Here is an 18,422-nt window from a genome sequence, read left to right as displayed (position 1 = left end):
AGCCGTCAGGCATGGGCAACACCGAAGCAATAACGCACATCGGCCTACCGGATCTGATCCGCCTGCAGGCAGACGCACGGGCACTGAAACTGCCCTCTGCCCGCCCCGTGCGTTCCCGCCACGCCGGCTTGCAGCGCTCACCCCAGCGCGGCCGCGGTATGGCGTTTGCCGAAGTCCGTCTTTACCAGCCCGGAGATGACATCCGCAGCATCGACTGGCGGGTAACGGCCAGGCGTCAGGAACCGCATACCAAGCTTTATGAGGAAGAGCGGGAACGGCCTGTGCTGCTCCTGTGCGATCTCGGTCCCAGCCTGTTCTTTGCCAGCACCGGCGCCTTCAAACAGGTTCGCTGTGCCCAGATCGCCTCCATTCTGGCCTGGCTGGCGTTGTGGTCCGGGGACCAAGTGGGCGGTATTGTTTTCAATGGTGAGACCCTGAGCGTCCTTCGCCCTGCCCGTCGTAAGAAGTCGGTGCTGCGCTTGCTGGACACTCTGGACCAACAGCAACGACGGGATAACCGAGGGCCGGTTCAGGACGAGCAGGCCGGTCAGTGCCGGCTGGACACGGCACTGATCGAGGCCCGCCGGGTGGCCCATACCGGCAGCCGGATTTTCGTGATCAGTGATTTCCTGAATATCTCGCCAGAGACCGGCACACTGCTCGGAGCCCTCGCCCGTCATAATGCCGTCAGCGCTTTGAGAATTGTGGACCCATTGGAAAAAGAGCTGCCGACAAGCGGACGCTTTGCGGTGGCCGGTCCGGACGGTCCGGTGTGGTTCGACGCAGGGAATCCCCGGTTCCAAAGGGCCTGGCATGAAAAAGTCACTAACCATGAACACAGGCTGGCAGAGTGCTTCCGTACTTCCGGCGTTGCCATGGCAGAGTTATCCACGGCGGAGAACCCCGCATTGACCCTGAAGTTGCTGCTGGGGCCCGGAGGGCGAATCGGATGAACCCGCAGGATCCGCTCAACCAGCTCCGGGACATTCACCTGCCCGAAACCGGTGGCTTCTGGCCGCCGGCTCCGGGTTGGTGGATTCTGGCCGTCCTGCTCATTGCCGCGCTCGCCGCCCTGACCTGGCTGGTTCTCCGGCGACGAAAAAGAAACCGCTGGTTCCGATTCGCGCGGGCCGAGCTCGCCAGACTGGAGCGTTTAGCCAGCCCCGACCCCTCGTGGTTTGCACAACTGAACACCCTGCTGAAGCAGGCTGCCCGTGAGCGCTACCCCGACCAACACCCGGAAGCGCTGACTGGCGATGCCTGGGTGGAATTCCTTATGACCACCGCACCCAGAGACCGGGTTGCCTCCAGACCAGTTGCCGAGGCACTGGTGCACAGTGCGTGGCGGCCCACGGTTTCGGCTGAGCCCACCGAGGCACTGGCGTTCGCCCGTTTGTGGCTGGGAGGGCAGAAATGCTGAATTTTGCCTGGCCCTGGGTACTGGCTCTGGTGCTGTTACCGCTGATCCTGAAATGGCGCAAGCCCAGGGGGCAATCGGTCGACGCGCCGGTGCTGCCGGTTGGCCACTGGCTGTCGGACCTGCCCGGGGTCAGTCGTCGCGGCAATGGCGTACCGATCTGGCAGCAACTGTTGCTGTTTCTTATATGGACCCTTTTGGTGATTGCGCTGGCAAGGCCGCAGCATTTGGGCGAGCAGGTTCAGATGCCGGTTTCCGGCCGGGATCTGATGCTGGTCGTGGACATTTCACCCAGCATGGATGAGCAGGATATGGTCCTGCAGGGCAGAAGCATCAATCGCCTGCAGGCGGTCAAGCGAGTGCTTGATGACTTTATTTCCCGCAGACAAGGCGACCGGCTCGGTCTGATCCTGTTCGGCACCGAGCCCTACGTCCAGGCTCCCCTCACCTTCGATCTTGAAACCGTCAGAACCCTGATGCGCGAGGCAGGCCTGGGCATGGCCGGGCGCGCCACCGCCATTGGCGACGCGGTGGGTCTGGCAACCAAACGGCTGAGAAACCGGCCCCAGGACCAGCGCGTTGTGGTCCTGCTGACCGATGGCGCCAATACCGCCGGCGAAATTACCCCGGACAAGGCCACCGAAATTGCCGCGGCTGCCAGCATCCGCCTGTACACCATTGGCATTGGCGCCGAGTCCATGGTGCAGCGTGGCCTGCTGGGTTCGCGCCGAGTCAATCCCTCCAGGGATCTGGACGAAAACCTGCTGACCCGCATGGCCCAGCAAACCGGCGGTGAGTATTTCCGGGCGCGCAGCCTGCCGGAGCTGGAACTCATTTACGAGAGCATCGATCAACTGGAACCGATCGAGCTTGAAGGCAAGTTCTATCGACCGGTAACCGAGCTCTATGTCTGGCCCGCCGGGCTTGCGATCATTCTGTGGCTGGCCCTGTTCCTCGTCCGCCACGGGCGGGAACTTGTTGCTGAAACCCGCCGGAGCAAGGAGGAGGAAACGCATGTGGGCTGACTTCCATTTTCTGCGACCGTTCTGGCTATTGCTGCTCCTTCTGTTACCGATCCTGTATCTGGCATTCCGGCAAATGCGCCTGGGCGACAGCGGCTGGTCCCGGCTTATTCCAGCCCGTTTGCTATCGCCGCTGATTCGTCATGATGGCAGCTCGGGCAAAGCAACGAAATCGCCTCTGGTTCCGGCTACTGCTGCCTTGATCATTCTGTCCCTGGCCCTGGCCGGGCCGGCCTGGCGGGAGGCACCCACCCCACTGAAACAACCGGTCGACAGCCTCGTGATTGCACTGGACCTGTCACTGTCCATGCTGGCCACGGACCTGGAGCCTGATCGCCTGACCCGGGCCAAACGGAAAATCCGGGATATTCTCGAGCTTCGGGAAGGTAGCCTGACCGGCCTGCTGGTCTTTTCGGGCGATGCCCACGTGGTGACACCACTGACCGAGGATGGCCGTACCATTGAGGGCATGCTTAACGTCCTGGACCCGGTCATCATGCCAGCCACGGGCAACCGGGCGGATCTCGCGGTTGCCCGCGCAAAGGCGTTACTTGAGCAGGGCGCACCGGGCGAAGGTCGCATACTGCTGATCACAGACCGCATTAACGATAGCTACGAGGGAACCATCCGAAATGCGCTCTCCGGCACCGGGTATGCGTTGAATACCCTGGTTGTCGGCACCGAGGAAGGTGGTCCCATTCCCCTGGCCCGACGCGGCTTTATCCGGGAAAACGGCGACATTGTTATCAGTCGCGCCGACCCGGAAGCGCTGGCGAAACTCGCTGGCAGTACCGGTGGCCAGAGCCATGAGCTGACCCTCGACGATACCGATATTCAATCCCTGAACCTGAGCCCGAGGGACAGCGACGAATGGCAGGAGTCAGAAGATGGCCTGACGGTCAGTCGCTGGCAGGATGATGGCTATTGGCTACTCTGGCTCGCCCTTCCCCTGGTTTTAATGGGCTGGCGCCGCGGTGCCTTCAGTGCCCTCGCACTGATGCTGTTGCCGGTCTGGCCACAGCCAGCTGCAGCCATAAGCTGGGATGAGCTCTGGCAACGGGAGGATCAAAGGGCCCCTGAACTGATCGAGAAAAGCCCGGAAACAGCCGCCCGGCAACTGGATGACCCGGAATGGCAAGGTTCCGCACTGTATCATTCTGGCCAGTTTGAAGACGCCGCCCAGGCGTTTGCCCGTTCACAGGGCCCACGTGCCAATTATAACCGGGGTAACGCACTGGCCCGTGCCGGCAAACTGCAGGAGGCTCTGGCTGCCTACGATGCAGCCCTGGAAAAATCCCCTGAAATGGAGGATGCCCGGCACAACCGGAAGATTGTCGAGGAGCTTCTGAACCAACAGCAACAGGGTCAGGACGGTAGCCAGAACAACAACCAACAGGATTCCGGAGAGTCCCAGGGCAACGAAGGCAATCAGCAACAGAACGGTGAGAATCAGGACGGAAACAGTGAAAGCGAAAATTCTGGCAGCTCGGGTAATAATCAGCAGCAAACCCCCGAAAACAGTCAGTCCTCGCCCGGCAACCAGGATCAGCAAAACAATCAGGCCGATGAGCAGAATCAGCAGGAATCCGGCGAGGACGGCAACCCAGAGCAGGCATCTGGCGACAACGAATCATCGCCAGGCCAGGCTCAGGCGCCCGCCCCTATTTCTGAAACGCCGTTGACCCAGAGCCAGGAGCAATGGCTCAGACGGGTCCCGGACAACCCGGGCGGCTTATTGCAGAGGAAGTTCCTGCAGCAGTATCAACAACGCCAGACTCCATCCGATGAGGGCGATACACCATGGTAAAACGGCTGATGATACCCGCCATCTGTCTGTTTCTTCTGACGGCACTCTGGCTGCCGGCCCAGGCACAAACCCATACACAGGCCCGGCAACTGACAGTCGAGCCAGACCGGACCCGTCTCTATGAGGGCGAGGTTCTTACCCTGACCGTAAAAGGCAGCATGGAGATCGACATCAATCTCGGCAACCTGTTCGACTTCGACATGTCGAGCCTGCCAAAGCCTGATATCGAGAAGGTGGAACCCGATTTTGAAATCCTGGCACAGAACCAGCAGTACAGTATCCGCACCGTAAACAGTCAGATGGTGGGCGAAATCACCTGGACCTACCAACTGGCACCGAAAACCACCGGCGAACTGACCATCCCTGCACTCAACTTCAAGGATGCTGTTTCGGAGCCGGTTACCGTGGAAGTCTTAGACGGCTCGCCGCCGGACCAGGCCGCGACTGGACGGGACAGTTTTATCGAGCTGTCCGCCGACAAGGATGAAGTCTATGTACAGGAGCAGTTGATCCTGACAGTGCGGCTTTTCTTCAGGGGTAACCTGATTCGCGGCGAGCTGTCTGAGCCGACTCATCCCCATGTGATTATCGAATCCCTGGGCAGGCAGCAGGAATTTTCACGCTATCGCGACGGTGTGCGATACCGCGTGGTGGAGCGCCGTTACGCGATCTTCCCCCAACGGCCAGGAACCTTGAATCTGCCCCCTGTGCGCTTCGAGGGACAGGCCAGGGATGCCTCCGGCAGCCTCCGTTTTCTGAGGGACAGTGAGGAGCTTTTTGAGGTGCCGGTCAAGGATGTTCCTTCCCAGTTCAGTGGAGATACCTGGCTGCCGGCAACCGGCTTGTCGCTTGAAGAGTCCGGGCTTCCCCCGTCGCTGGAAGTCGCGACCGGTGAAAACATTACCCGAGAGATCAGGCTGACGGCGGCGGGCTTGCCCGGGGAGGCCCTGCCACCCTTACCCGATACTGTCCCGGACGGACTGAGAAGTTACCCGGAAGAGCCAGAGAGGCAGACCGAAACAACGCCGGCGGGCCTGACCTCTTCGCTGAAGCAATCCGTGGCTCTGGTACCGGTTGAGGCGGGACAGATGACGTTGCCAGCCATTCGCATTTACTGGTGGGATACCGAAGCGGATCGGGAACGTGTTGCCGTCATTCCGGAGAAAACGCTGACGGTAAAAGACCCGCATGCCGTTGCCGCGGCTGCGCCCCCGCAAACCGACCAGGGCAGTTCAGATCGGGAACCCGATGCCGCCAACATTGAACCCTCGATTGAACCGGCAGCTGACGAAACCGGACTCTGGCAATGGCTCAGCCTGCTGCTGGGAATTCTCTGGGCCGGGACGTTACTGGCATGGTGGTGGTCAGGCAAAGGCCGAAAAGTGACGTCGGAACAGACTGACAAGCGGGATGAAGATGCCGCCTTCGACCGTCTGGCCAAGGCCGCGAGAGATGGCGCAGCAATGACACCGGAACTTGTGGTGGAGTGGGCAAATCTGCACTCGCCCGGCCACGGCTTCCGCTCTGCGTCTGACGTTGTCGATCATTTCGGCGACGAGACACTGGCCACGGAACTCCGAAGGCTTCAGGCCAGGCTTTTTGCGCCCCGACACGAGCACGACGCCTGGGATGGTCGACCATTGGCACGAGCCCTTGAACATATCCGGAAACGGACACCGGACAAAACCATGGCCGACCTGCCTCCGCTCTATCCGGAGGGCCTGTCCTGAGGGTTAATCAATCAACTGCTGATCAATCACAACCGCTACCGGCGCTTCCTGGCTTTCATTAACACTTATGGGCGCGTCGGTGCTGCCCTGCCAGTCGCCCGCTTGGGCGCTGACACTGCCTGAACGGCTGAGACGGGCCGTCACGACAACCTCTTCAACACTGGAAATGGTGGCCTGGGGTGACATGGCGTACCGGTCGTCCAGCCGGATCTCCACCGGCAACTGATCTGCCGTCAGCCGCGCTACTGCCAGAGGCGGACCCTGCTGGACATTGGGCTGGCGGGCAAACAGGAACAGCGTGGTATCTGCAGGCACCTGAGTCTGGAAGTCCTCGGAAAGCGTTACCCGAACGGTAACCCCAGCACCGGAGGTTTCGGCTGCGGCCACCTGTGCCGGTGGTTCCTCGCCGAGACGGGTGTAGGCTTCACGAATACCTTCCCGAATGGAGCCAATCTGGGGGTGGTCCGGTGCTACGATTTCGATTCGCTCCCAGTACTCGATGGCTTCCCGATAGTTCTGCTGGCTGAAGGCGTTGATCCCCAGCAACCCGAGGGCATTCACTTCATCCGGGTTCAGCTCACGGGCCTGTTCAATGGCCGCCGTAACCTCTTTCGTCATTGCGCCCTGGCTACCGAAGAACAGCGCCTGGGCAGACAGACCATAAGCAACGGCTCTCGCCCGGCTATCGTCATTTACACTGTCGGCCAGTTGCCGGAATGCCCAGGCTGCATCGTCATAGCGCTCCAGGCGCATGTAGGTGCGCCCCAGCATCGCCCAGCCATCCGGGTTATCCGGGCTGGCTTCCAGCCGCTCCCTGAGCTGCCCGGAAAGCTCGGTCATCTGGGCCTGTCTCGATCCTTCGGTAGCTCCCATTTCCTGCATAGTGATGAACTGTTCAACCCGGTCCATCGCGCCCCAGCGCTCATACAGATAAACGGTGGCCGCGGGGATCAGAAGAATCGATACCAGCGCCACTGCCATGGCGCTCCTGCGGCCACTGATCACGGGCCTTACCTGTTCCTGCTCCGGAACGTCATCGAGCATGCTTCCCGCAAGCTCTTCTTTGAGTTGACGGTAATTTTCGTCGTCCAGAATACCGGCCTCGTATTCGTTATCGAGCTCCTTCATCCTGGAGCGATAGGCCATCAGATTCTGGTTTTTCAGGTCTGTCTGTTTTCTCGCACCGAGCCGATGGAAAAAGACCGGGTACAACACAAACATCAGGGCAAGAACGATCAGTACCGTTGCGGCAATCCAGAAAATGTCAGTCATGAAGTTTCAGTCACAGGTTCAGAATTAAGAATGAGGTAGCGGCCAGGACATGCCGACAAGTGCCGGCTTCAGGACGGTCTGTCCTGCTCTGTCAGCATTTTGTCGACACGGGCTTTCTCTTCAGTGCTCAACGCCGGGCCTGACGGGCCCGCTCGCCGGGAACGGATAACCACACCGGCAACCACCAAAAACCCGCCGAACACCGCGATCGCAGGTGTCGCCCAGAGCAGGAATGTCCGGCTGTCCAGCTCGGGTTTGTAGCGAACAAACTCACCAAACCTGCCAACGAGAGACTCAACGATTTCCTCGTTACTGGACCCGTCTTTCATCATCCGATAGACAACATCCCGCATGTCCTTCGAGATAGGCGCGTTGGAATCGGCAATGTTCTGGTTCTGACATTTCGGGCAGCGCAGTTCCGAAATCAGGTTCTGGAAACGCTGCTCCTCGACCCGATCCTCAAAATCGTATACGTCAGCTACATCGGCTGCAGCGATTCCTGAAAACAGAAGTGCAAAAACCAGGTAGAGGATCCGGAGCATCAGCCATTCCCCCGAACGTCATTGATGACCGGGAGCAACTTCTCCTCCCAGACCGTTTCATTGACGACACCCACGTGGCGATAGCGGACGACACCGCCGGCATCAATCACGAAGGTCTCCGGTGCTCCGTATACCCCCAGATCGAACCCGAGCGTGCCCCGAGGGTCGTAGATGGTTTTCCGGTATGGGTCCCCTAAACGATCAAGCCAGACCAAGGCATCCTCACGGTTGTCCTTGTAGTTCAGACCAATGATATTGACGCCTTTCTCTTCGGCCAGCCAAATCAGGTCGGCGTGCTCATCCTTACAGGCGGGACACCAGGTTCCCCATACATTCAACAGGCTGACCTGGCCACGGAAAAGGCTCTGGTCCAGCATGGTCTCCGGGTTGTGCAGGTCCTTCAGGCTGAATGCCGGCACTGGCTTGCCGACCAGCACCGACTCAAGCTTGGTGGGATCCTTGCCAATACCCGCGAACAGCACCACACCGACTACAAGGGCGATCAGCAGCGGCAGAAAGAGCAGGAACCGCTTCATGAGGTTGCTCCGGCGGACGTGGCAGAGCCAGGTTCCGGCACCCCAGGGCCGGCCTGCACCTTCTGGTCGGCGCCCTCCCGGATTCGATACCGGCGATCCGAGATAGCCAGGAAGCCTCCGGCCGCCATAAACAGAGAGCCCAGCCAGAGCCAGCGTACAAGTGGCTTGTATTGCAGGCGAATGGCCCAGGCCTCGTCGGTGATACGTTCACCAATAGCCACGAAGATGTCCCGGAACAGGCCGGCGTCGATGTCGGCCTCAGTCATAACGCTCATACCAACTGAATACTGGCGCTTTTCAGGATGGAGCACGGAAACTCGCTCGCCATCCAGCATGACATCAAAGGTGCCGTACTGAGCGGTAAAGTTGGGGCCCTGACGCGCACCGATGTCCTTGAACACGAACTGATAATCACCGACTGTCGCTACATCACCCGGCACCATGCGTACATCCCGCTCGATACCGTAGTTCGACACCACCGTTGCGCCCGCCATGGTAATAGCCAAGCCAAGATGTCCGAGCACCATGCCGAAATAGCTGCGGGATTGGCGCTTGAGCCCATGGATGCGGCCTTTCCGGGAAGAGGACTTGTCCCAGAGATCCCAGAAGGTGGCAACCGTTACCCACATAGCGGAGAAAATGCCCAGGAACGCCCACGGCTTGAAGCCGCCGTAACCGATCAGTACAGCGGTGGTGGCGACAATGCTGATTGCCAGGGGCCAGAGCAGCTTTCGCGCCAACCAGCCACCATCGGTTTTCTTCCACCGGGAGAAAATGCCGGCACCCAACAACAGGCCCGTCGCCACCGCCAGGGGACTGAACGTCAGGTTGAAGAACGGTTCACCGATCGACAGCTTGCCCAGATCCAGGTAATCAAGGACCAACGGATACAAGGTGCCGACGGCAACCAGAAGCGTCGCTGAAACCAGGAGCACGTTATTGAACAGCAGAAACACTTCCCGCGATAGCGAGCCATAACGGGAGCGGACATGCACTACAGGCGCCCGGAATGCATAGAGCGCGAGACTTGCGATCACTGTTACTGCAAGCAGGGCCAGCAGGAAAGTGCCCCGCTCCGGATCAGAGGCAAAGGCGTGAACCGAGGTCAGCACCCCCGATCGAACGAGGAAGGTACCAAGCAGGCTGAGAGCAAATGTTACGATCGCCAGCAACACTGTCCAGCTCTTGAACACGCCGCGTTTCTCTGTCACCGCCAGCGAATGCATCAACGCAGTACCGGACAGCCACGGCAACAGCGACGCATTCTCCACCGGATCCCAGAACCACCAGCCGCCCCAGCCAAGCTCGTAATAGGCCCACCAGCTTCCGAGCGCAATACCAAGGGAGAGAAACGCCCAGGCAACTGTGGTCCACGGGCGCGACCAACGGGCCCAGGCAGCATCAAGCCGGCCATTGATCAGGGCGGCGATTGCAAAAGCGAAAGCCACCGCAAAGCCGACATACCCCATGTAGAGCATCGGCGGATGAACAATCAGCCCGAAATCCTGCAGCAACGGGTTAAGATCCGCGCCATCGGCAGGCACATTGGGCAGCAGGCGGTCGAATGGATTCGAGGTGAGAACAATAAACAGCAGGAAGCCCACACAGACCATACCCAATACCGAGAGCACCTGGGAGATCATCACCGCAGGCAGGCGGCGGCTGAACACAGCGACCGCCAATGTCCAGCCAGCCAGCATCAGTATCCAGAGCAGCAGTGAGCCCTCGTGACCGCCCCAGACCGCACTGAACTTGTAATACCAGGGCAGCAGGCTGTTGCTGTTATTGGCAACATAGGCCACGGAAAAGTCGTCGGTCACGAACGCGTGGGTCAGAACTGCGAAGGCAAGACCGATAAAAACAAACATGCCCGACGCCAGCGGCCTGGCAAATGCCTGAAGATTGTCCCGGCCGGTCAGGGAACCGGCGAGGGGGACTACGGAAAGGAGCACTGCCAACAACAGCGCGAGAATCAGTGCAAGCTGTCCGAGTTCGGGATACATCAAAGGCCTCCAGAAACCAGGCTGTTAAATAAAACGGTTAGTAGGATACGGTTTCCGCACTGCCACTGGCTTTTTGCTGGCCCTTCGCGGCCTTCTCCAGTGCATCCGCAACTTCCGGCGGCATATAGTTTTCGTCATGCTTGGCCAGAACCTGATCGGCCACAAAGCGACCGTTATTATCCAGTCTGCCCATGGCAACTACGCCCTGCCCTTCGGCAAACAGATCCGGAAGGATACCTGTGTACTGGACCGGCACTGACGCGTTGAAGTCGGTTACCTTGAACTCAACCATCAGGCTGTCCGGATCACGGAGAACCGATCCTTCCTCGACCATGCCACCGGCCCGGATTCTGACATCTAACGGCGCTTCACCTGCGGAAATCTGGGTGGGGTCGTAGAACAGATTGATGTTCTGGCGCAACGCGTAGGTGGTCAGACTCACAGCAATGCCCAGTCCCACCAGGAGGAACAGGACGATTGTCAGTCGCTTTTTTCGGATTGGATGCATCAGCTATCTGCCTTTCAGTCTTGGGAAACCTTGACGCGGGTGAAGGACGCTGCCGAAGCCGATGCCGCCTGCTGATCCTTCCGCCCGGCCTGGAACTCATAACCTCGACGGCAGGCTTCAATGGCCGCTTTTCGGCGGCGCAGTGACCAGACCATCAGGCCAATCATAAGCAGGAAAAATGCAGCGTAACAAGACCACACATAGGGCCCGTGGCCTTCCATCACCATAAATGCCGAAAAGGAATCAAACGCCATACTTCAGACCCTCCCGGCCAAAACGTAATCTTTAACCCAGCGCGTTCTCTGCTCGCGTAACAGAATCTCTGTTTGCATACGCAGACAGGCTAGCCAGCCAAACAGCAGATAAAGCCCCAGCACCGACAGTAGCAAAGGCACCCACATTTCTGCCGGCATGGACGGCTTTTCCGTCAGTTTGAACGTCGACGGCTGGTGTAGTGTATTCCACCATTCAACGGAGTACTGGATAATCGGTATATTTACCACCCCGACCAGCACAAGCACCGCTACCGCCCGTGCCGCAGATTTTTCATCATTGATCGCCCTGTCCAGGGCAATGACGCCGCCATACAGGAACAGCAGGATCAGCATCGAGGTCAGCCGGGCATCCCAGACCCACCAGGTTCCCCAGGTGGGCTTACCCCAGACAGCGCCGGTAAACAGTGAAAGAAAGGTCAGGACCAGACCCACCGGCGCGACCGACTTCACAAATACATCGGCCAGCTTCATGCGCCAAACCAGAGTGACAACGGCTGCCACAGCCATCATTACGTAGACTGATTGGGCGAGAAAGGCCGTGGGCACGTGAATAAAAATAATCCGGTAGCTATTGCCCTGCAGGTAATCTTTCGGCGCAAAGGCCAGCCCCCACACAATGCCCGCCATCAACAGCAGGATGCCACCTGCCAGTAGCCAGGGCATCAGCCGGGCTGCAATCCCGAAGAACCATTTGGGAGAACCCAGCTTGTGAAAAAATTGCCACATCAGATGGTCACCGTCCTACCGTTACCTTGTTTTACCCGTTAGACAGGCTAATACGCAGCGCCGCTGCCGATGCGAAGGGCGCCAGAGTCAGTGCCAGCATCAGAAATGCGCCCATCAAAGCGAGATAGGCACCCACGGGAGCACCCTCCGCAGCCGAAGCCACCGTTCCCGTTCCAAAAATCAGGACGGGAATGTACAGCGGAATGATCAGCAGGGACAAGAGTACCCCTGCCGACCGTAATCCAAGCGTCAGTGCCGCGCCGATAGACCCGATCAGGCTCAACACAGGTGTACCGATCAGCAGCGTTAGACACAAAACTCCGATGGAGTTCCCGTCGAGATGAACCATTACGCCCAAAACCGGCGTCAGTACCACCAGCGGTAAGCCTGTCAATACCCAGTGCGCCGCTGTTTTTGCCAATATCAGCAGAAACAGGGGCTGGGGCTGAAGCACCAGTTGCTCGAGCGTGCCGTCATCAAAATCATGTCGAAACAGATGGTCCAGTGACAACAACACCGACAGCAACGCCGCCACCCAGAGGATACCCGCTCCGGCCTCCCGCAGGAATGACACTTCCGGGCTAACCCCAAGGGGAAAAAGGGTTACGACCATGACAAAGAACAATAGCGGATTGAGAAGATCCTGCCGCTGCCGGAAGGCCACCTTCATATCCCGGGCAAACACAGCCTGCATCGCCGCCAGTACTCCGACAGCATCTTGCTGTAAAGTCAACGCCGGTCGGCAATCAGCATTCATTGATTGCACCTCCACCCAGAACAATACGCTGCATACCGGGTATGCTGAGATCGTGGTGGGTCGTCACAACCACCGCACCTCCTTCGGCAGCCCGTTGTTGAAGCAGTTCTTCAATGGCGCTGACGCCGCTCGCATCAATGGCGGTAAAAACTTCATCCAGCAGCCATAGCGGCTCATCGGCGATTAACAGGCGTGCCAGGGCCACCCGTCTTTGCTGACCTGCGGAGAGATTCCGGCAGGGCACATCCTGAAACCCGGTCAACCCTGTACCAGCAAGCGCCTCGCGCAGAACCGGATCCGGCAGCGGCCGACGCCCTGCCGTCAGTGCCCGGAGATTTTCCATCGGTGTCAGCAATGGTTTAATGCCGGGCCGGTGGCCAAGATACAGGGTATTGCGGAGGAATTCTTCCCGCTGGGCAGACCTGGGCTTGCCGCACCAGAGCAGCTTGCCGGACCAAGCGTCATTCAGGCCTGCCAGCATCCGCAGCAGAGTGGTCTTGCCGGAGCCGTTCGGGCCCTCGACACGGGTGACCGTACCGGGCAGTATGGAGAACGACAGGTCACGGAACAGGATGCGTTCATCCCGTTCGCACTGCAGATCGACAGCCTGTAATAACGGCTCAGACATCAGGGCCCCGTAACCAGGACGATGCGCGTGAAAACGGCATCGCGTGCATTCGTGACAGCGGCAGCCATGAACATTGTTCGCGCGTGACCTACCGGCGCGGCGTATTATAACGAAAGCGCCGGCGGATTACTCTTGTCCAACATCAAATCAGTGACGATGAAACTACCCAGCGGACAACAGCCACCGAGAACTCCTGCCCAGCCTGCAACGCAGACTTCCCGGCCCGCGGTCACATCCGAAGCGGCCGGCGAGCCCATGGCGGCATCAGCCCGGCAGCTGCTCGACCAGATGCAGCTGGCCAACAGGGAAACCACCCTGGCCCGGGTGGCGGAGATCATCAACCGCCAGGGCGGCAACAACGCGGATCTGTTACTGGACATTCGAGGCAAGTCGCTTCTTGTTCAGGCCGCTGTCGGCAAAACAGAACTGGCTACCGGTGACTGGGTAAAAGTGATGCGTGCAGGCAATGAACTACAGCTGATGGGCAAACTGGCGCCCGCACCCGAAGCCGGGATTGCCCGTGCCCTGGCCCAACGTCTGCCGTGGCAGCAAACCCTGGACGGCGGCCTGACCAGGCTGCTGGGGACACTGACACAAGGCCTGCGGCAGGAACCGCTACCCGGGCAACTGCCGTCATCACGAAGTGCTCAACCGCTTCCGGAAGCCGCCAGGCAGGCTATTGAACAACTGGTGGCGAGGCTACCTTCGGGAACCAGCCTGACCCCCGGTTCAGGCGGCCAGGACGCAACACCGCAGCAGGTCCGCCAATGGCTTTCTGAGAGTGGACTTTTCGCCGAGTCACGCCTGGCCCAGACACCGTCGGCCCAGCTACCCGATCTCAAGCTAGCGCTGGGCAGGGTGATCACCGCATTGCTTGCCCAACAGGGCAGCACTCCGGAACAGTTCAACCGGCTGACACCTATTGCAACGCCGGAGTTGATGCAGGCGCCACTGCAATTTCCCCAACCCCTGTCAACACCCCAGCCCCCGGGCAGTGGCGACGCGCCCACCGTGGGGCAGATGCTTCGCCTGCTGGCGGGGATGCTCAACCGGATCACCGTCAACCAGTTACACAGCCAAGTACTGACGGCACGGGGTGGTGGCGAGGCGCCGGGCCCGGCACCCGCGTCCACCCTGGTACTTGACCTGCCATGGCTGACACCCCAGAACGAACCGAGGCTGGCTCAGGTCCGGATCGAACAATATCCCGAAGACAGGGAATCAGAAACCAGATCCGCGAAAACCACCACAGCCGAATGGCGGCTTTCACTGACCATGGATCTGGATGAGGCAGGGCCTCTGCACTTCGATGTCGCCCTTCGCCAGCAGGCGGTCAGCGCACGGGTCTGGGCGGAGAAACAGGCAACCCTGCGTCAGGTGAACCAGGAGCTTCCCGCACTACGACAGAGCCTGACCGATCTGGGTCTGGAAGTGACCGACCTGGACTGCCGCCGCGGCACGCCTCAAAGCAGCGTAACCCGACTCGAACACAGATTGGTGGATACCCGGGCATGACATCAGAGACAGAACAGCACAGCCGAGCCGCAGTCGCGCTGAAATACGATGGTGAGAAAGCGCCCACCATCAGCGCTACAGGCACCCACGAGCTGGCGGAAGAAATCATCCGCATAGCCCGCGAGCACAATGTGCCACTTTACGAAAACGCAGAACTGGCCAGCATTCTGGCCCGCCTGTCATTGAACGAAGAGATTCCTGAATCACTGTACCGGGTGATTGCCGAGATCCTGGCCTTTGCCTTCCACATTCGCGGGCTGACACCTGATGACCGCAAGCCCGGCGCACCGGAAGATTCAGTGAATCAGTGACCGGAGCGCCCACGCCTGCTGCCAGTTATCGCCACGCCTTGGCGCCACGGTGGTTTCAAAGTAATGGCGCAACCGGCGCCGATCCTCGGGCTGGTCCTTCAGAGCCGAGCCGATGATGTGGTGCATCAACTGCTCAACCGTGATACTCCCGCCACCGTAGTACCAGGCATTGAGGCTGGCCGCATGGGCAACGGAAACGGCTTCCGCCGTGGACAGCGCTGAGCCGGCAAGCCGGTCGGTACTACGGCCGTCCAGGGTCTGGCCATTGCGCAGCTCGTGAAACATGGTCACCAGAATCTCGATGACCGTCTCATCAAGCTCCACCTCAATGCCAGCCCGGCGGTTAGCCCTGCTGACTTCCCGAAGCACCACGCCCATCTCGTCGGCCAGATTTCGGATTGGCCGGATTTCTTCAAAGTCCATCCGCCGCTTCAGCGCGGCGCTCATCCGATGGACACCCTCATCGATACTGTTAGACGTGGCGATGACATTAAAGCCTTCCCGTGCCAGCACTACACCGTCGTCACCCGCCAGCTCGGGAATCACCGCGACCCTGTCGGAAAGAACGGAGAGCAGCGCATCCTGCAGCGCCTGTGGGCAGCGGGCGATCTCTTCAAACCGCACCATTCGACCCTCCATCATCCCCCGCAACAACGGGCTGGGTACCAGCGCTTTCAGACAGGGACCCTCGGTGTGCAGAACCGCTTCGTTCCAGCTGTATAACAGTTGCCCAACGTTGCTAACCGCCCCACCTTGCAAGGTTAAGGTGGAGCTGCCGGAAATGGCGGCAGCCAGCAATTCCGACAACCAGGATTTGGCCGTCCCCGGCTCGCCAACCAGAAGGCAGCCGCGACTGGTACAAAGGGAAATGATGATCCGGACCACCATGGCCCGGTCGGCAACGAATTTTCGTTCGATGCCGAGTTTCTCATCTCCCATCACAAACCTTTCCACCGCACGGGGCGACATCTGCCAGCCGGGAGGCACTGGGCCGTTATCCATACTCCTGAGCTTGTCCAGCTCAGCAGAGTAGACTACCTCCACGGGCTGCCGCTGGGCCGCCTTGTTAACAGATTGCTTGTTACTCATTCCTGACTCCTGCGGCCGCCACGGACTTCCGGTGCCATGCGTTCCCTCGGGAGAATTCGCGGCAGTTCGGAAAGCGGGATAATGCCTTCAATTACATGGTCCAGAGCGCTGTCCCGCATGGTTACCAGGCCGGCATCGAGAGCGCGCCAGCGTAATTCGCCGATGGGTGGTTGGCTGGAAATAGCGTTCCGTATGTCCGAATCGACTTCCATGTACTCCACAATCGCCACACGACCCCGGGTGCCGCGACCGTTGCATTTATCGCAGCCGGCGCCTTCAAAGCATCGGAAATCCGCGGGCGGGCCATCAGGAAACACCTCGGACAGAATCACCGGATCTGGCTCTGCAGGCTTGCTGCAATGCTTACAGATCCGCTTGGCCAGGCGCTGGGCAATGACAGCGAGCAGCTCACCGGCAATCGAGTTAGGATGGATACCCAGATCGTATAGACGTTGCAGTGAATCCACCGCGTCGTTGCAGTGCAGCGTAGACAGAACCACGTGCCCGGTCTGGGAGGCCCTGATCGCTTCCAGCGCAGTTTCCTGATCTCGAATCTCGCCCACCAGAATCACATCCGGATCTTCCCGGACAAACGCTCTCATGGCGTCGGCGAAACCAAAGCCAATTTCCGACCGGACCCGGGTCTGCTGGATGTTATCGATGGAGTATTCAATAGGGTCTTCCACTGTAATCACTTTCCGGCGACCATCATCGGCAAGAGTCTGCAGCCCTGCATACAAGGTGGTGGACTTGCCGGAACCGGTCGGCCCCACCACCAGCACCAGTCCGGCCGGGTTATCCAGCAGGCGCTGATAGCGGGCGCCGATCATCGGCGACATGCCGAGCTCGGCGATGGTCATGGCGCGCCCTGTCTGGGGCAGGAGGCGAATAACGGCATTCTCTCCGTGAAGAGACGGCTGGGTCTGGATCCGCAGGTCATAGGCCATATCACCCAGCTGCAAACGTGACCGTCCACCCTGAGGTAGCCGGTGCTCGGCAATATTCAGCTCCGCACGGAGCTTGATCACATTGATCACCCCTTTGATTTCCCGGGGCGATAATTGATATTGAGGTAAATCGTGGAGATCGCCGTCCACCCTGAGGCGAATACGAATGCGCTCGCCGTATTGCTCGATGTGAATGTCGCTGGCTTTTTCGCTAACAGCATCCAGCAGTATGGCTTCGTAGACAGACACCAGATAGGGACTGACGTGCTTGTTCTTCGGATCCTTACCCAGTATTCGATCCGTGCTTCCCGCCGTGTCCTTTTGCTGATCGGGGCCGGGGCCGTGATCCGCTGAAAAGCTTCGGCCCTTGGCGGTCAGATCCAGCGCTGACCAGAGGCGGCGAAAATCCGTCGGTGTCACCAGCAGGCAATCAACCACCTGGTTGGGGCTCAGACGTTCCAACTGGTCCGTCCGCGCATCTGGATCATCAGTTACCACAGTGATTCTGCCATCCTCTTCGGCAATGGGAATCAACCGCGACAGATCCAGAAACGTCCGGGAAAAGCGCCGGAACAACGCCGGGTGAAGATCTGGCAGAAGCTCGTCCGCGTCGGTGAAGGTCATACCCCGCTGTCGTGCCAGGGAGCGGTATAGATCAATTTCTTCAAGATTCAGCTTGCGCCGGAGAACATCAAGCAAGCGGCAGTTCTGCTTCGCCGCTTCCGCTTTTGCCTCGGCCAGGATCTTGTCATCTACAAGCCCCTGATCAATGAGGATCTGTTCCACGTTGCGGTTAAAGTCGACCCAGCCCAAGGTTCGGACCCGCTCCAGTCTGGCATCGCGCCGGACGAACATGGCGAGGCTCGGCACGGGCCCCGCACGACCTTCAAGGCAAACCAGATGGCCGTCGTCACGCAGCAGGCGGGCCAATGCAGCTCGATCCTGGATAAACGTGGTGCACAGAACCAGATCGCATAAGGGGTTTGGCTCCGGCGCCTCTTCCGCACTGGCAACCACTACATCCACATTGTGCATGCCAAGCCGGAAAAATCGTTCCCTGGCCGCTTCGGCGACAACCGAATTTTTCTCCAGGAAAATCACCCGATGTGCCATGCCAGAAAGCACGGCGGCGAGATATCCGGAGCCACCACCCACATGCATGACCACCTGATCCGGCTCGATCTCGGGAAGCAGCGAGAGGATATGACTGACGGTTTCTTCACGGGGAATGGAGTGACCGGTTATTGAGGGAGCGAGATCGGAACCGGAAACAAAATCATGGCGGGATACAGATCGGAGGGCCTCAAGGGCCCTCGGATAAACTCTCTTCATTCAAT

The 18,422-nt window shown here is 59.5% G+C and carries 18 protein-coding genes; 7 read left to right on the top strand and 11 right to left on the bottom strand.

Going from position 1 to position 18,422, the window contains the following annotated elements:
- The first annotated feature begins 11 nt into the window (after window positions 1-11).
- Genes CFT65_RS09420 through CFT65_RS09400 form a run of 5 tightly spaced genes read left to right on the top strand, consistent with a single transcriptional unit; the run spans window position 12 to window position 5,976 of the window.
- Window positions 12-953: a DUF58 domain-containing protein gene (locus CFT65_RS09420; RefSeq protein WP_088827775.1), complete on the top strand. Its 942-nt coding sequence runs from the start codon at window positions 12-14 to the stop codon at window positions 951-953.
- Window positions 950-1,420 (top strand): DUF4381 domain-containing protein, encoded by a 471-nt coding sequence (locus CFT65_RS09415; RefSeq protein ID WP_088827774.1) that lies wholly within the window; start codon window positions 950-952, stop codon window positions 1,418-1,420. The genes CFT65_RS09420 and CFT65_RS09415 overlap by 4 nt, the downstream gene beginning before the upstream one ends.
- Entirely contained in the window at window positions 1,414-2,442 is a 1,029-nt protein-coding gene (locus CFT65_RS09410; protein WP_088827773.1) for a vWA domain-containing protein, read from the top strand. The genes CFT65_RS09415 and CFT65_RS09410 overlap by 7 nt, the downstream gene beginning before the upstream one ends.
- Window positions 2,432-4,246, top strand: a complete 1,815-nt coding sequence (locus CFT65_RS09405) for a VWA domain-containing protein (protein ID WP_088827772.1) — start codon at window positions 2,432-2,434, stop codon at window positions 4,244-4,246. Before CFT65_RS09410 ends, CFT65_RS09405 begins: the two co-directional genes overlap by 11 nt.
- Window positions 4,240-5,976 (top strand): BatD family protein, encoded by a 1,737-nt coding sequence (locus CFT65_RS09400; RefSeq protein ID WP_088827771.1) that lies wholly within the window; start codon window positions 4,240-4,242, stop codon window positions 5,974-5,976. Before CFT65_RS09405 ends, CFT65_RS09400 begins: the two co-directional genes overlap by 7 nt.
- Window positions 5,977-5,979: 3 nt before the next feature.
- Here the strand turns inward: CFT65_RS09400 and ccmI are convergent, their stop codons facing one another.
- From ccmI to ccmA, 9 genes are all read right to left on the bottom strand, one after another.
- Window positions 5,980-7,248 (bottom strand): c-type cytochrome biogenesis protein CcmI, encoded by a 1,269-nt coding sequence (gene ccmI, locus CFT65_RS09395; protein WP_088827770.1) that lies wholly within the window; start codon window positions 7,246-7,248, stop codon window positions 5,980-5,982.
- A 68-nt stretch (window positions 7,249-7,316) separates the two neighbouring features.
- Window positions 7,317-7,790, bottom strand: coding sequence for a cytochrome c-type biogenesis protein (locus CFT65_RS09390; RefSeq protein WP_088827769.1), 474 nt, complete (start codon window positions 7,788-7,790; stop codon window positions 7,317-7,319).
- Complete coding sequence (locus tag CFT65_RS09385; RefSeq protein WP_088827768.1) at window positions 7,790-8,326, bottom strand: DsbE family thiol:disulfide interchange protein; 537 nt, start codon at window positions 8,324-8,326, stop codon at window positions 7,790-7,792. The genes CFT65_RS09390 and CFT65_RS09385 overlap by 1 nt, the downstream gene beginning before the upstream one ends.
- On the bottom strand, window positions 8,323-10,329 hold the full coding sequence (locus CFT65_RS09380; RefSeq protein WP_088827767.1) for a heme lyase CcmF/NrfE family subunit: 2,007 nt from the start codon (window positions 10,327-10,329) through the stop codon (window positions 8,323-8,325). The genes CFT65_RS09385 and CFT65_RS09380 overlap by 4 nt, the downstream gene beginning before the upstream one ends.
- Window positions 10,330-10,366: 37 nt before the next feature.
- Window positions 10,367-10,837 (bottom strand): cytochrome c maturation protein CcmE, encoded by a 471-nt coding sequence (ccmE, locus tag CFT65_RS09375; RefSeq protein WP_088827766.1) that lies wholly within the window; start codon window positions 10,835-10,837, stop codon window positions 10,367-10,369.
- A 14-nt stretch (window positions 10,838-10,851) separates the two neighbouring features.
- Window positions 10,852-11,091, bottom strand: coding sequence for a heme exporter protein CcmD (gene ccmD, locus CFT65_RS09370; RefSeq protein ID WP_088827765.1), 240 nt, complete (start codon window positions 11,089-11,091; stop codon window positions 10,852-10,854).
- Between the two features lie 3 nt (window positions 11,092-11,094).
- On the bottom strand, window positions 11,095-11,838 hold the full coding sequence (gene ccmC, locus CFT65_RS09365; protein ID WP_088827764.1) for a heme ABC transporter permease CcmC: 744 nt from the start codon (window positions 11,836-11,838) through the stop codon (window positions 11,095-11,097).
- A 31-nt stretch (window positions 11,839-11,869) separates the two neighbouring features.
- Window positions 11,870-12,595, bottom strand: coding sequence for a heme exporter protein CcmB (gene ccmB, locus CFT65_RS09360; RefSeq protein WP_088827763.1), 726 nt, complete (start codon window positions 12,593-12,595; stop codon window positions 11,870-11,872).
- Entirely contained in the window at window positions 12,585-13,223 is a 639-nt protein-coding gene (gene ccmA / locus CFT65_RS09355) for a cytochrome c biogenesis heme-transporting ATPase CcmA (protein ID WP_088827762.1), read from the bottom strand. Before ccmA ends, ccmB begins: the two co-directional genes overlap by 11 nt.
- Before the next feature lie 255 nt (window positions 13,224-13,478).
- On the opposite strand from ccmA, the gene CFT65_RS09350 reads away from it, so the two are divergent.
- On the top strand, window positions 13,479-14,738 hold the full coding sequence (locus CFT65_RS09350; protein WP_228705812.1) for a flagellar hook-length control protein FliK: 1,260 nt from the start codon (window positions 13,479-13,481) through the stop codon (window positions 14,736-14,738).
- Window positions 14,735-15,049, top strand: coding sequence for an EscU/YscU/HrcU family type III secretion system export apparatus switch protein (locus CFT65_RS09345; RefSeq protein WP_088827761.1), 315 nt, complete (start codon window positions 14,735-14,737; stop codon window positions 15,047-15,049). The genes CFT65_RS09350 and CFT65_RS09345 overlap by 4 nt, the downstream gene beginning before the upstream one ends.
- Here CFT65_RS09345 and CFT65_RS09340 read toward each other — a convergent pair.
- Entirely contained in the window at window positions 15,035-16,138 is a 1,104-nt protein-coding gene (locus CFT65_RS09340; RefSeq protein ID WP_088827760.1) for an ATP-binding protein, read from the bottom strand. The two genes, CFT65_RS09345 and CFT65_RS09340, sit on opposite strands and share 15 nt — an antisense overlap.
- The gene (locus tag CFT65_RS09335; RefSeq protein WP_088827759.1) at window positions 16,135-18,417 is read right to left on the bottom strand and encodes an ATPase, T2SS/T4P/T4SS family; all 2,283 of its coding nucleotides are present in this window, start codon (window positions 18,415-18,417) and stop codon (window positions 16,135-16,137) included. Before CFT65_RS09335 ends, CFT65_RS09340 begins: the two co-directional genes overlap by 4 nt.
- Window positions 18,418-18,422 lie beyond the last annotated feature (5 nt).

The sequence above is a fragment of the Marinobacter sp. es.048 genome, from assembly GCF_900188435.1.
Lineage (GTDB): Bacteria > Pseudomonadota > Gammaproteobacteria > Pseudomonadales > Oleiphilaceae > Marinobacter.
The sequence above is the reverse complement of the archived record's forward strand: the minus strand, read 5'-3'. Positions and strand labels throughout refer to the sequence as shown.